The organism is Roseivirga misakiensis, from assembly GCF_001747105.1.
GTDB lineage: Bacteria > Bacteroidota > Bacteroidia > Cytophagales > Cyclobacteriaceae > Roseivirga > Roseivirga misakiensis.
On the sequence record NZ_MDGQ01000005.1, the window covers coordinates 435,723 to 449,470 of the forward strand.

12 protein-coding genes are annotated in these 13,748 nt (G+C 40.2%); 5 read left to right on the plus strand and 7 right to left on the minus strand.

What is annotated here, in order from left to right:
• Position 1: 1 nt before the first annotated feature.
• The gene (locus BFP71_RS09690) at positions 2 to 1,141 is read right to left on the minus strand and encodes a helix-turn-helix domain-containing protein (RefSeq protein WP_069835278.1); all 1,140 of its coding nucleotides are present in this window, start codon (positions 1,139 to 1,141) and stop codon (positions 2 to 4) included.
• Positions 1,142 to 1,350: 209 nt separating this feature from the next.
• Here BFP71_RS09690 and BFP71_RS09695 point away from each other — a divergent pair, with 209 nt between their 5' ends.
• Positions 1,351 to 2,046, plus strand: a complete 696-nt coding sequence (locus BFP71_RS09695; RefSeq protein ID WP_069835279.1) for a hypothetical protein — start codon at positions 1,351 to 1,353, stop codon at positions 2,044 to 2,046.
• Positions 2,047 to 2,048: 2 nt separating this feature from the next.
• Entirely contained in the window at positions 2,049 to 2,501 is a 453-nt protein-coding gene (locus BFP71_RS09700) for a tRNA (cytidine(34)-2'-O)-methyltransferase (RefSeq protein ID WP_069835280.1), read from the plus strand.
• A 7-nt stretch (positions 2,502 to 2,508) separates the two neighbouring features.
• Here BFP71_RS09700 and BFP71_RS09705 read toward each other — a convergent pair whose 3' ends face one another.
• From BFP71_RS09705 to BFP71_RS09725, 5 genes are all read right to left on the minus strand, one after another.
• Complete coding sequence (locus BFP71_RS09705; protein WP_069835281.1) at positions 2,509 to 3,267, minus strand: nuclear transport factor 2 family protein; 759 nt, start codon at positions 3,265 to 3,267, stop codon at positions 2,509 to 2,511.
• 81 nt (positions 3,268 to 3,348) lie between these two features.
• Positions 3,349 to 6,027: an ABC transporter permease gene (locus BFP71_RS09710; protein ID WP_088124971.1), complete on the minus strand. Its 2,679-nt coding sequence runs from the start codon at positions 6,025 to 6,027 to the stop codon at positions 3,349 to 3,351.
• Positions 6,020 to 8,692, minus strand: a complete 2,673-nt coding sequence (locus BFP71_RS09715) for an ABC transporter permease (protein ID WP_222843478.1) — start codon at positions 8,690 to 8,692, stop codon at positions 6,020 to 6,022. Before BFP71_RS09715 ends, BFP71_RS09710 begins: the two co-directional genes overlap by 8 nt.
• A gap of 10 nt (positions 8,693 to 8,702) precedes the next feature.
• Entirely contained in the window at positions 8,703 to 9,044 is a 342-nt protein-coding gene (locus BFP71_RS09720) for a PadR family transcriptional regulator (RefSeq protein WP_069835282.1), read from the minus strand.
• Between the two features lie 121 nt (positions 9,045 to 9,165).
• Positions 9,166 to 9,939: a hypothetical protein gene (locus BFP71_RS09725; protein ID WP_069835283.1), complete on the minus strand. Its 774-nt coding sequence runs from the start codon at positions 9,937 to 9,939 to the stop codon at positions 9,166 to 9,168.
• 206 nt (positions 9,940 to 10,145) lie between these two features.
• Between BFP71_RS09725 and BFP71_RS09730 the strand changes: the two genes are divergently transcribed.
• The 3 genes from BFP71_RS09730 to BFP71_RS09740 all read left to right on the plus strand — a co-directional run bounded on the left by BFP71_RS09730 (position 10,146) and on the right by BFP71_RS09740 (position 12,954).
• Positions 10,146 to 11,714 (plus strand): SulP family inorganic anion transporter, encoded by a 1,569-nt coding sequence (locus BFP71_RS09730; protein ID WP_069835284.1) that lies wholly within the window; start codon positions 10,146 to 10,148, stop codon positions 11,712 to 11,714.
• A gap of 140 nt (positions 11,715 to 11,854) precedes the next feature.
• Complete coding sequence (locus tag BFP71_RS09735) at positions 11,855 to 12,385, plus strand: DUF1569 domain-containing protein (protein WP_088124972.1); 531 nt, start codon at positions 11,855 to 11,857, stop codon at positions 12,383 to 12,385.
• Positions 12,386 to 12,390: 5 nt separating this feature from the next.
• Positions 12,391 to 12,954: a Crp/Fnr family transcriptional regulator gene (locus BFP71_RS09740; protein WP_069835285.1), complete on the plus strand. Its 564-nt coding sequence runs from the start codon at positions 12,391 to 12,393 to the stop codon at positions 12,952 to 12,954.
• Between the two features lie 3 nt (positions 12,955 to 12,957).
• Here BFP71_RS09740 and BFP71_RS09745 read toward each other — a convergent pair whose 3' ends face one another.
• Positions 12,958 to 13,698 (minus strand): TIGR00266 family protein, encoded by a 741-nt coding sequence (locus tag BFP71_RS09745; RefSeq protein ID WP_069835286.1) that lies wholly within the window; start codon positions 13,696 to 13,698, stop codon positions 12,958 to 12,960.
• Between the last annotated feature and the right edge of the window lie 50 nt (positions 13,699 to 13,748).

Genomic DNA, 13,748 nt, shown 5'->3' on the forward strand with positions numbered 1-13,748 from the left:
ATTATTTTAAAGCTTTTTCTGCATACTGTGCTGCGTATTCTTTTGGCGATACACCAACAGATTTTTTAAATACACGCTGAAAAGTTGCCTGTGAATTAAAGCCTGAATCAAGTGCTATTCCAGTGATTGTATTGGTTTTTAGTTTGTCAGAACGCAAGTGTGATTTTACAGCTTCAATTCTGTAGTTATTCACAAAATCATTGAAGTTTTGCTTATGGAATTGGTTCAAAATAGTTGATATGTGTTTGGGGCTCACCTCTGCTTTTGTAGCCACTATTTCTCTTGTAATTTTCGGACTGAGGTAAAGCTGGTCCTCTTCCATGAGCCTCTTCAATTGACTCATAATTTTGGTCGCATCTGACTTAGAAATTTGTAATTGGTTTGTTTGTTTCTGCTCTTCATTCAAGAACTGGAGCTTATTGTTGATCACAAAAAAGGACCAGTAGATGAAGAATACGAGTGTGATTTCTAAAGGATAATAAACAAGTTGAACATTAATCGTCGAGTAACTTGCAAGGGTCCATGCAACGATCCATAATACTGCAAGGCCCGACAAGATGATCAGTAAGATTTTCGTGAATTTTAGAGTGGTTTTTTGATTAGCACTTGAACTAATCAATTCCCCTTCTTCAGCTGAACTCTTCACGTAAAGCTTAATTGACATACCCAGATAGGTAGCAAATACCAAAATACTCAGAGGTTGGCTGTATGTATCGAATATTTGATATAGTCCGATTAAATCAACTTCAAAACTTATTACCTGACTTATTGCGAGTAGATAAATAGATAGTAGAATCACATTTATGGCACCTTGAAAAATGGGCAATATCAAGTGTTTTAGGATTACACTTCGGGCAATGATCTTTTCGGGAAACAGAATGGATTGTATGTAAAAATAAAGGCTTGGGCCTGTTAAAAAGACGACTGTGTACGAGAAAAAATCGAAGAAAAGAATGCTTTTACTTAATCCCGAAAGGGCAGTAAAGGTTTCAAAGGCGTTATAGGTAATAGCCAAAATGAAAATGCCCAGAAAGAGCTGTGCTTGTCGCTTTCTCTTGGACAGTAAGATCAGTGAAAAAATAAGCCCCTGAATACCTCCAAGGAGTATGAGAACATTGGTTAAACTATAATCTAATTCCATGCGTATGTCGAACTGAGCAGTTTTAATTTCGGTATCGCGATCGAAAATTAGTAAATATTAAGCCAGCAGAAATACTCTTTTGCCGATTAAGAAATAAGTAAGTGGCTTTTCTCATAGGCTGATCGACCTACTTTATATAAATTCCCAAATTAAATGATACACTGACTAGTCGCTGATACTCGGCACTTTAGGTATTAAAACTGTAAGCTATGTCAAAAACAAAAAGCAACTTGGGACTTCGGTTCTTTATCCTTGAAATTTTTTCAATTTTCTTAGGGGTTACCATTGCATTTTTAGCAAACCATTGGAATGATCTTCGAAAAGATAGAATTAGTGAGCAGAAGATTCTAGTAGAGATTAAAAAAGAGCTCGAGGCCGATTTGTCAGATATTAAAACAAATATTGGCGGTCACGAGCGAGGTTTGGCCGCTGTTGCACTATTTCAAAAATACTGCACTGGGCAGGAGGTCAGCTTTGATTCTTTGAGCGCTAACTACTCACGCCTTTATCGCGATTATATATCCATTACAAACACTACTGCTTACGAATCTTTGAAATCTAAAGGCTTGGATATTATTTCAAATGAAAAGCTTAGAAACGATATCGTTTTACTATATGACTTCGAGTATGAGGTCTTAGAAAAGCTGGAGGAGCAATATCAACCAGCACAATTCCACCAAAACTATTTCACCACCCTCACCGAGCATTTTAAGGATTATATAACGTTTGATCAGAATGGGCAATTATTCTTTAACAAGAAATACCAGAAAGAGATCGACACCGAAATCATGATGATTTTGAAAGAAATTAAAGATTGGAGAGGCTTTTTAACGAGAGCTTACATGCAAACAGTAGATAGAGTAGTATCTGTGAGTCAAGCGATCGACAAGGAGATCGAGGAATAATTATGGCATTGAATATTGTATTGATCGAACCTGAAATTCCTAATAACACGGGTAATATTGGTCGTTTGAGTTTAGCAGCTGGAGCACATTTACACCTCGTAAAACCATTCGGCTTTGAACTAACCGATAAAAGAGTGAAGCGGGCTGGCTTGGACTATTGGCAGCATCTGTCTTTGACTATTTATGAAAATCAAGCATCTTTTTTCGAGCAAAACGGAGATAAACCAATGGCCTTTTTATCCAGTAAAGGAACTAAAGACCATTGGTCAATTGATTATGAAGACAATATGTTCTTGGTATTTGGTAAAGAGTCAGTGGGTTTATCTTCAGAAATCACCGAAAAATATACCGATCGGCTTTTTAAAATCCCGATGCATAGCGAGCATATCCGAAGCCTAAACTTGGCCAATGCAGTCAGCATAGTCGTTTATGAGGGCTTAAGGAGGTTAAAGTAAATTGACCTCAATTCGAACGGATCGCTTCCTCGACTACTTTGCCGTTTTCTCGAATAACAACCTTCTTTCCGTTCTCCAGGAACTCAAAAGTGAGACTACTTTGCTCATGAAAGAACATATTCGATTTCATAGGGCTTAAAAGTAGCTCCATTGGTCCAGCATTCATCTTAAGTTTCCCTTCTGACTTACCAAAGGTCACTTTGCCTGTTTGCGGTGCTTGGAATTCACCAACAAAACTCTGCAATGCTTCTTCACTTAAGAAGATGGCAGTATTGGCACTTTTGAATTGCACCGTTTGATGATCAAAACTCAGAACACGTGACATTTTCCATTGATTATTTTCAAAGACCCATACATGTGTAAACTTGGCTGACTCAACCATTTTGCCTTCAATAGAAAAGTTGTGGGCGCCACTGATAATAGCCCTCGATTTTCCCAAAGGATAAATAGCAATGCTTTCTTTGACAGGGGTTCTTTCTAGGTAAGCTCCATTGCCACATAAGTTTGATTCTAATGACTTTTTGAAGTTCGAAAGGCCCTGTGTTAAACCAGATTTATCGTGATAAAACTCGAGGTCTTCAGTCAAAAAGCTTATCATTTTGCTGATGTCACAGCTGTTGTAAGCTTGCCAAAACTGATGGTCATTTTCGCGAATTGCTAGCACAAGTTTATCTTCAGATTGGCCGTATGCGGCCACGGAATAAAATAGGTATATGATGAAAGCAAGTAGCTTACTTGATTTAAAAAATTGGGAGTTTTTGAACATTTTCTTTTTTGATTAAAAAAAGGCGACCGCCCTCTTGAGTTGATAAGAGAGCGGTCGCCTTTAAAATGTTGCAGAAAACTTTTATTCGTTTCGTAGACCTTTAATTGGGCTACTCAGTGCGGCTTTTAATGACTGAAAGCTAATGGTAATCAGCGCAATCAAGAAAGTAGCGCCACTGGCCACCACGAAAACGGTCACATTAAGACCATCGGAATAGACGAAATTATTGATCCAATCTTTCATGACATACCAAGCAATTGGAATTGCGATAAGGATTGAAATTAAGATCGGTTTCATAAAGTTGAATGACAATAGCCTAATGATTTGTCCCACTTTTGCCCCAAGTACAAGTCTTACGCTAACCTCCCTCGTTCTTTGTTCCACTAAGAATACCGATAGCCCAAACAGCCCTAGGCAGGCGATTAAAATGGCAAGCAATGAGAAGGCCATCAATATCTTTTCGATTCGGATAACTTCGGCATACATGCGTTCAAAACGTTGGTCCAAAAACGCGTAGACAAACGGTTGATTCGGTGCCATTTCTTCCCAAACGCCTCTAATCCGATCGATAGCACCTTGGATTTGGTCGGTTGCTAGTTTAACTGATCCAGTAGAATACATAGTGCCGAGCTTCATGGCCAGTGGTTCGATGGCCTCTGTCATTGGTGAAAAATGAAAGTCTTTAACTACACCAATCACCTTATATGTCTGCGAATTGTCATTTGTATTGGTGATTTTCTTGCCGATTGGATCATCAGCTATATTCAGCGCCTTGGCCATTGACTCGTTGATGACCATTGCCGCACTATCGCTCTTTATTTCTTTGGAAAAATTTCGGCCTTCGATAAGCTCAATGGCATAAGTTTCCATATAATGATGGTCGACAGTCCAATTTTGGCCATCGGCAGGAGTATCGCTTTTTGTTCGGCCTTCGAGCCACCAAACATTCCCATTTCTAGTCGATCCAGATACGGGTAAATAACCGCTAAAGGATGTTGAATTTACCTGTGGAAGCTTATTGAGTTCGGCTCGGAAAGTTTCAATTTTATCATCTCCTACCAAGTATGGACTTTCTATGATGAGCACCTGTTCTTTGTCGAAACCGATGTCCCTATTCATGATATATGATATTTGCTCGTAGACCACAAAAGTGCCGATCACTAGAACCACCGAAGCTGTGAATTGTAGTATCACAAGCGTGTTTCTTAAGCGACCACTTTTACTGCCTATGCTTAATTCACCCTTTAAAACGGTCGATGGTTTAAATCCGGATAGATAAAACGCTGGGTAAAGCCCTGCCACAACTCCAATCAGTACAGAGGCAACTGTGAGACTCGGGATAAACCAAAGCTCGTTCCATGGTAAGCTGATCGATTTTTGAGCCAGTTCATTAAAATAGGGTAGGAGTAAATAACTCAAGACTAGCGCCAGAATAAATGATAATAAACTGTATAGGGTAGATTCTGTGAGAAACTGTGTGATCAGCCCGCCTCTACTCGAACCGATCGTTTTTCTAAGCCCAACTTCTTTTGCCCTGTTAGCCGATTTGGCGGTTGATAGATTAATGAAATTGATACATGCCAAGCACAGAATGAATGCGGCAATTATAGCAAAAACCATCACGACCTTAATATCACTTTTTTGGAATGGATCGACTACATCTGCACTGTTCAAATGAATATCGGCGAGTGAAACCATCAAAAAGTGGATTGTTTCTACCAATCCCTCAGAATTTGCAAAACCCAATTGCTGATAAGTAGGCAAAAGATATTTTGATTTGAGCTGGTCTAGCTTGCCTTGAAATTCGGCTGGGTTGGTTTCAGTTTTTAGCGTTACAAAAACTTGATAATTATTTGATCCCCACGAAGTCTGTTCACCTTGCCAGAATTCAACTTCAGCCAAGCTTCTTAGATAGTCGAACTTAACCGTACTGTTTTCTGGTAAATCTTCAATCACCCCACCTACGGTCATGGGATTTTCCGAGTTTTCGTCGATGTAAACAATTTCACCCACTGGATTTTGACCTGGAAAGATCATTTCGGCCTTAGTTCTAGTCAGAACTATGCTATTCGGCTCAGAAAGTGCCGAATTACGATCGCCATAGACCATTGGGTAATTAAAGATTTCTAAAATCGACTGGTCAGCAAAAGCGAAGCCCTTATCATAATAATTGGTTGGATCATTTGCCTTACGAATATTTGCTGTTCCAGCACCAAATCCTTCATTAAATAATATCCTGCCAGCTTTTTCCACCTCAGGGTAGTCCGCTAAAAGCGTTTTCGCATATGGCGGAGCCATCCAAGTGTATTTTTCCACTTCGCCTTCCTCGTGATACTCTTTTACCGCCATGAAAATGTTTTCATAGCCAGGAATATGCTTGTTGTAGTCTAGTTCTTCCTTGATAAAAAGTGTGATAAGGAGGCAAACCGCTATGCCAATGGCGAATCCGCCAATCTTGATCGTAGAATACATTTTGCTCCTTAAGAGCTGTCTTTTTGCTACGGTAATGTTGTTTTTGATCATACCTAGTGAATTGAGTTTTCTAGTACCAGTCATAGATCGGATTATACCAGGCCGAAATAGCTGGATTACATCTTTATTTAACCTCTTTCTGGCTATGGATTTCCCCTCCTTGGCAGCACTGATTTCAAATCTTTCAAGCAGATCGCCTTCTATATCCTCGACTATATTCGGGTCGCAGAACCATCGAAAAAATCGTAGGAGTAGAGGGGTTTTTCCATATTTCGTTGAGTTATTCATTACGCAAGCCTTGTACCGGGCTGGTAAATGCTGCCTTTAGCGATTGGAAACTAATGGTAATAAGTGCTATTAGCAGAGCTGAAAGGCCAGCCAATACGAATAATTGAACACTTAGGCCGATTTTGTATTCAAAATCGCTGAGCCATTCGTTCATCATATACCATGCAATTGGTGTGGCTAGCAGCAATGCGACTAAGATTGGTTTCATGAAGTTGAAACTCAACATGCTGACCACTTGAGTGACTTTTGCCCCCAAAACCATTCTTACGCTTATTTCTTTTGAACGCTGCTCGACCATAAAGACTGAAAGTCCAAATAACCCGAGACACGCAATTATTATAGCCAACACGGCAAACGAGGTCAATATATTTCTGATTTGCTTCACATTCGCATACATCTTGGCAAAGCTCTGATCCATGAATTCGTACACGAATGGTTGATTAGGGGCTATTTCTTCCCATACTCCCTGAATTTGACTTAGCGTAGAAGCAATATTTTCGCCATTCATTTTTATGGAGGCGATGTTTGCTCCATAATTTAATCGCATGGCTAGTGGCCGAATAGGGGCTCTTAAATCCTCGAAGTTGAAGTCTTGGATTAAGCCTACAACTGTCCAAACCATTCTGTTACTTGCACGGTTTGTGATCTTTTGACCGATAGGATTATCAATAATGCCAAGTTTTTTGGCCATTTCTTGGTTAATGATCATAGCAGAGGTATCTGAACTAATCGTTCGATCAAGATTTCTTCCTTCTAGCAGTTCTAAACCAAGTGTTGCGATGTAGTCTTCATCAACTTCCCAATTCTGTCCAGTAATACCAGCATCAATCTTGGTTCTACCATCTTTCCACCAAGTATTTCCATTTCGTGAAGTACTTCTGATAGGCAAATAGCTACTCACGCTAACATTGCTAACTTCTGAAATTTTGAGAAGCTCATTTTTAAATGGAGTCGTTTGATCTCCCAGGAAACCAGTTCCTCTGACTTGAATTACTTGTTCTTTGTCAAATCCTGTATTGGTATTCAAGATGAACTCCATTTGCTGATACACCACAAACGTTCCGATGATGAGCACAATTGACGCCGTAAATTGAAATACCACTAAGGCATTTCTGAGTCTAGAGCTTTTGCTTCCCATACTCAACTTTCCTTTTAGGACTAAGGCGGGTTTAAAAGAGGACAAATAAAACGCTGGATAAAGCCCCGCAATCACTCCAATAATTATAGCTGAGATTGCGAGTGTAGGAATAAACCAGAGTTCAGTCCATGGAAGTTCTAAAGATTTGCCTGCCAATTCGTTGAAATAAGGCATAACTAGACTGGCAATACCAATGGCGATGCCAAATGACAAGAGGCTATAGAGAATTGATTCAGTTAAAAACTGTGTAATCAAATGAGACCTGTATGAGCCAATTGTTTTGCGAAGACCAACTTCTTTGGCTCTGTTGGCAGATTTTGCCGTAGATAGGTTGATAAAATTAATGCAAGCTAAACCAAGAATAAACGCTGCGATTATACCGAAGATCCAGATGTACTTTATGTCACTCTTGCGGTATGGGTCGCTAATGTCAGTACTGTGAAGGTAAATATCCGTAACCGGCTGAAGGCTGAAACTCATATTTTTCATTTCCTCCTCTGCATTCGGATTACCATTTCTCTTTTCTACTGGGAGTATATACTTTGTTCCAATTTCAGATAGCCTTGAGTTAAGCGACTCGATATCTGTTCCTGGATTTACTCTTACATAAACCTGATAGTTCTGAGATTCCCAAGAGGCTTGTTCGCCATCCCAGAATTCTCTACCTGAAAGTGTCCAGAGAAAATCAAATTGAAAGAATCCTGTGGAAGGGAGGTCTTCCAAAACACCCGTGATTTTAAATGGGCGATCGGTATTGTCATTGATATAAACTGTTTTTCCAACTGGATTTTCCTCTGGAAAGAGTTTTTCGGCTTTTTTCCTTGTCATAACCAAGGTGTTGGGTTGAGCAAGGGCTTCTTTCAAGTTCCCGTGCACCATGTCAAACTGAAAGAGGTCTAGAATCTGCTGATCAGCGTAGATAAAGTCTCCTTCATAATGATTCTGCATTTCGCCTTCTATGCGAATGTTAGTTTTTCCTGCGCCAAAACCATTTCCTTCAAGTGTTCTACCAGCTAGGCTTACTTCTGGGAAGTCATCTTGAATGGCTTGGGCAAACGGTGGGGCAAACCACGTCCATCTAATGATGTCGCCATCAAGTTTATAGTTATTTAAAACTCGATAAAGGTTTTCGTGATTTGGGATATGCTTGTCATAGCTAAGTTCATTCTTAATAAAAAGTGAGATGAGTAAGCAAACTGCTATACCTAGCGCAAAGCCTCCAATTTTTATGGTTGAGTACATCTTATGTCTCAATAGTTGCCTTTTGGCAACAACAATGTTGTTTTTAAACATGCCTAATTCGTTTAGTTTTTGAGTTCCTGTAATTGGTCGGATGATTTCAGGCCTGAAGAGCTGAACTACATCCTTTATAAATAATCGCTTCGCTTTTTTATGACCTTTTTTCGAAGCGCGTATCTCGAACCTTTCCACCAAATCACCCTCTATAGCTTCCACCAGTAGTGGATTGCAGTACATTCGGAAAAACCGAAGTATAAGCTGTGGAGGTGTTGGTTGAGATTGGCTCATTGAATAGATTCTATTTTAAGCCAGCAAATTCTAGTGCTACATCTGGCAAGGCGTTCCACAGCTGCATGCGCTGCTCTTTCGAGGTTCGCAGCATGTCTTTGCCTACGTTAGTTACTGTGAAAAAACGCTTGCGTTTCCCGCCTCTTACTGAGGTGGCTTCACCCATCTCAGATTTGAGGTAGCCTTTTTCTTCCAGTCTTTTTAACACTACCTGCAAAGAGCCAATGCTGACTGACCTTTTGAGTCTAGATTCCATTTCTTCAATAATGGCTACTCCATAAGCCTCGCCATGTAAAATGGCTACGGTAAGCATTACAACTTCTTCGAATTCGCCTAAGTGATTTTTACCCATGATTCTATATTTACCTCAAAAGTAGTTATTATATAGATGCCATTTGGTATAAATGGTTGCATTTTTACCTAATTTGTAGTTATTATTATTGTAACTAATTGAATATCAGTAAAATAAATTTTTAAAATGTATCGAAAGACGTGTTGAGTACCAGGTTGACCCAATTATCCAGGCTAACCCCAAGCATGGTATAGGTATAATTTGAATCGGACATCAACATTGGGGCAGGGGCCACATCATTAATATTGAGAACAACATTAGACAAGTCATAAAACTGCCAATTTCTCTCAGTCGTATAGGTTCCTGAAATTAAGTCACCGTTTTGGTCAGACACCACATGAAAGTAAATCACGTTTTCGGGTGTTCGTCCTTCTTCCCACTGAAAAATTGGAGATAACACATCCGTCTGGTCTATGTTCAGCAGTGCATTGTTAAACTCCGTGGGTTTTTCGGAATACTTTATTCTAATCGGGTTAGAATAGTGGACAGCCCCGTTTCGCACAAACGTCACTATTCCCCATCGCTCATTTTGAGTGGCACTTTGCTCGAAATACCTTAGAAAACCACCAAAGAGCGGTTCATCATTCAAGGTTGTCTGATTGTACTGTGAAAAGTCCGTGTTGTCCACGTCAATTCCCGTGGTTTCGAAATACTTAAATTCCGAGGCATTACCTTCTGGAAGAAAAAGTATGGATACTGGATGGCTAGCGGATGCAAGGGCATTGGATTCGCCACCTAGAGCGCATGCAATGAGTTCGTTCACTGGATCTGAGTCTGAAGCTTCAATATATCCGGCTAAGGTATTTGTATCTGGAGAGTCATCTGTATCACAGCTGGTTAAAACTAGGACCAAGAGGATTGACAAAAGTAAGTAGCGAAGCGTTTTGGTTTGCATAGTGAAAAAAGGTGTATTGTGTATGTTTAGTTCACATGATTAAACGCCGTTTTGTTCAAATGTCACACAGGCAACGAAATTTATTTAGGTATTGATAGTCAATGGGATGCAATCGATAGCTAGACTATTCGTGAACACTATTACTACAGAATCAATAGGAAAGATTACCTTTGCCGCTTGATTTTTTGAAGCGTAAAACCAAGAGTGTGACTTATACTTTTATCAACAGGAAACAGGGAACCATTAAAGACGAAGTTTTATCAGGCCTTACCGTGGCGATCGCCTTGGTGCCTGAGGCCATCGCATTTGCCATCATAGCTGGGGTGGATGCAAAAATTGGTCTTTTTTCTGCTTTTATGATGGGTTTCATTACCTCACTTTTGGGAGGTAGGCCTGGTATGATTACAGGTGCTACAGGTGCTGTGGCCGTCGTTATTGCACCCTTGGTTATGGATAGTGGTGTAGAGTATCTTTTTCCCACCATCATTTTAGCCGGTTTATTTCAAATGGCCGTTGGTGCCCTGAAACTTGGTAAGTTTATTAGAATGGTTCCGCATTCGGTAATGCTGGGTTTTGTAAACGGACTGGCGATCGTCATTTTCATGGCTCAATTCAGTCAATTTACGAGCAAAACTGGAGGTGCTCTAGATAATGCTGGTTTGATCGCGTTCGGTGCCCTTATTGCGATTACAATGCTGGTTATGTTTGTACTGCCAAAGTTTACCAAGGCCATACCGTCGGCTTTAGTGGCCATCGTCGTAGCCTCAGTCGTGGCGGTATTCTTCTTCCCAAATACCATTACAATAGGTGATAAAGCAGACATGAGTTCTATGTCTGACGGCTTGTTTGCTCCTTTCTATATGATGTTCGATGCCATTCCATTTAACATGGAAAGCTTCCTAATTATTCTTCCTTTTGCCCTGAAGGTAGCTGGAGTAGGGTTGATTGAAAGCCTTTTAACCTTGACCCTGGTCGATGAAATGACCGATACAAGAGGTAGTGGTAATAGAGAATCTATGGCACAAGGTGTTGCCAATGTAGTAACAGGTTTTTTTAGTGGAATGGGTGGCTGCGCAATGATTGGTCAAACCATGATCAATATTAATTCAGGAGCAAGAGCGAGACTATCATCATTTATCGCGGCAGTTTTTCTGTTATCCTTTATGCTTGTCCTTGGTGAAGTTATCGCTATCGTGCCGATCGCTGTTTTGGTGGGGGTTATGTTTATGGTAGCAATCGCCACATTTGAGTGGTCGAGCCTGCGCATTTGGAATAAAGTGCCGAAACTGGATGTTTCGGTAATCATCATCGTTTCGGTCATCACCGTTATTGAAGATTTGGCCGTAGCTGTGCTGGTAGGCGTAATTATTTCGGCATTAGCATTTGCCTGGGAAAATGCCTTAAGAATTCGGGCAAGAAAATATATCGACGATCATGGAGTGAAGCATTATGAAATTTTTGGTCCACTATTTTTCGCTTCAACGACTACTTTTTTGACCAAGTTTGATGCGAAGAATGATCCGGACTCGGTAATTATTGACTTCCAAGAATCTCGAGTTATGGACCAATCGGCCATAGAAGCTATCAACAAGATTGCCGAGAAGTATACTTCAGAAGGTAAAACGATTCATTTGAGACATCTGAGTAAAGACTGTATCAGAATGGTGAAACGTGCGAGTGAAATTTGTGAAGTAAACGTTGTCGAGGATCCAGATTATTTTGTGGCCATCAACGATTACGAGCGCAAAATGAAAACACAAAGAGAGGCGGTTTAGTCTTTTACCTCAAAATACTCTTTACAGAAATATCGGTCAAATTGTGATTCACAATTGAAAGGCCATTTCTTGCCTTAGGTCAAGAAGTTTGCAGGTGTCCCTATCTAATTTGCGATGACAACAATCAAAAACTCATTCAAATGAAAAGGAACATTATAATCTCAGTATTTTTAGTTGCACCATGGTGGATACATGCGCAACAGCAAAGCAAACTTTCTAAAATGGACAAGCACTTTGATAAAATCGAATCACTAATTCCTTTACGGGATAGTCTCAACGCAGAGGTGTCAAAATCTGATGTTGCTTGGCATATTGATCATATGCTTAAAGTGGTCAATAAAATTTACGATTCTTTGTCTTCATCTGATCCAACGGAGTATAAGTATCAGTTTAGTCTCGCAAGACCATTTGTCTTTCTTTGGGGGGATTTCCCGAGAGGTATTGCCACCTCGCCTAAGGTGGTATTGCCACCAGATAACATCAATACAGCCGATATTTATACGCAATTGAAAGAGGCACGTGATAAAATGGATCGGTTCGATGAACTACCTAAAAAGAGCTTCTTCTATCATTTTGCTTTTAAAAACTTGAATCGGCGCAGGACAAAACGCTTTATTGAAGTGCACACAAAGCACCATTTAAAGATCATCCGAGATATTCTGAAAAGTTAGTGCATATGGAGTTGCTCAATTCGATTTATCATAAAGCCAAACTATCTATTAGTGCTAAAAATGAGCTTTTTGGTATTCATCATCGGAAAGAAATAAAAAAGGGACAGCCGCTATTGAAGCTTGGCGTAAAAAGTAATCACTATTGGATAGTGGAGGAGGGGCTACTCAGGTCTTTTGTCATTTCTCCTAATGGCGATGATGTCACGACTAACTTTTACGGCACCCAGGAGATCGCCATGGAGTTCAATGGTTTCTTTTTGAGAAAGAATTCGCTCGAAGCAATCGAGTCTTTGACTGATTCTGTGGTGTGGGAAGTTAACTTCGAAGACTTTTCAAAGTTTATGAAGGGAAATGGACCTTTTGGTACTTGGGGTAGGGAGTGGATGGTAAACTATTTGGTGAAAAGGCAAGAGTTTTATTTGTCTGGACATACCGATCCCGCACGCGATCGGTATGAAAAACTTTTGAGTGAGCGCCCTGAAGTTATCAGGCGCTCGCCACTCAAGCATATTGCATCTTATTTGGGTGTCACGGACAGCACCTTGAGTAGATTAAGAAGACATATTTAGGCTTTAGCCGTTGTCTCTAGTCTGTACAGGAACTTCTTGAATAATGCGATTGGCCAGTCTAGAGAAAGGCAAACTCTGTAAAAAGATGGTGCCAGTACCGCTAAGTGTAGCTAAGAAAAGGCCTTCGCCACCGAAAAACATGGATTTCATGTTGCCCGCTCGTTGAATGTCATAGTCAATGCCCGCTGTGAAGCCAACAACACAGCCTGTGTCTACCAATACGGTCTCATTATTCAGTTCACGTTTGATAACCGTACCACCAGCGTGCAAAAATGCCTTCCCATTCCCTTGAATGTGTTGCAGTATGAATCCCTCTTTACCGAAAAAACCAGCACCCAATCGTTTAGTGAAAGCTATATCTAGTTTTGTGCCCAAAGCAGCACATAAAAAGGCATCTTTTTGGCAAAGAATCTCACCATTGACATCGGCAAGGTCTATTGGAATAATTTTACCTGGATAAGGAGCAGAAAAACATACCTTTCTCTTACCATTCCCAATATTGGTAAAATGAGTCATAAAGACAGATTCTCCCGTTAGTGCGCGCTTACCTGCACTGACCAGTTTTCCAAAAAAACCTTTATCAGGTTCAGATCCATCTCCCATTTTAGTTTCGAAACTAATCTGGGTGTCCATCCAGTTCATCGCCCCTGCTTCGGCAATCACTGTTTCTTGTGGATCCAATTCTATTTCCACCATTTGCATGTCATCTCCATGCAGTGTGTAGTCTATTTCGTGAGCATTCATTCTTCCCTAGTTTAAGGGAGGAATATCAACATTATGGGCTTAAAAAGAAA

Coding starts and splice junctions, on each gene's coding strand:
- BFP71_RS09690 (WP_069835278.1), bottom strand. CDS start 1,141: ATGGAATTAGATTATAGTTTAACCAATGTTCTCATACTCCTTGGAGGT.
- BFP71_RS09695 (WP_069835279.1), top strand. CDS start 1,351: ATGTCAAAAACAAAAAGCAACTTGGGACTTCGGTTCTTTATCCTTGAA.
- BFP71_RS09700 (WP_069835280.1), top strand. CDS start 2,049: ATGGCATTGAATATTGTATTGATCGAACCTGAAATTCCTAATAACACG.
- BFP71_RS09705 (WP_069835281.1), bottom strand. CDS start 3,267: ATGTTCAAAAACTCCCAATTTTTTAAATCAAGTAAGCTACTTGCTTTC.
- BFP71_RS09710 (WP_088124971.1), bottom strand. CDS start 6,027: ATGAATAACTCAACGAAATATGGAAAAACCCCTCTACTCCTACGATTT.
- BFP71_RS09715 (WP_222843478.1), bottom strand. CDS start 8,692: ATGAGCCAATCTCAACCAACACCTCCACAGCTTATACTTCGGTTTTTC.
- BFP71_RS09720 (WP_069835282.1), bottom strand. CDS start 9,044: ATGGGTAAAAATCACTTAGGCGAATTCGAAGAAGTTGTAATGCTTACC.
- BFP71_RS09725 (WP_069835283.1), bottom strand. CDS start 9,939: ATGCAAACCAAAACGCTTCGCTACTTACTTTTGTCAATCCTCTTGGTC.
- BFP71_RS09735 (WP_088124972.1), top strand. CDS start 11,855: ATGAAAAGGAACATTATAATCTCAGTATTTTTAGTTGCACCATGGTGG.
- BFP71_RS09740 (WP_069835285.1), top strand. CDS start 12,391: ATGGAGTTGCTCAATTCGATTTATCATAAAGCCAAACTATCTATTAGT.
- BFP71_RS09745 (WP_069835286.1), bottom strand. CDS start 13,698: ATGAATGCTCACGAAATAGACTACACACTGCATGGAGATGACATGCAA.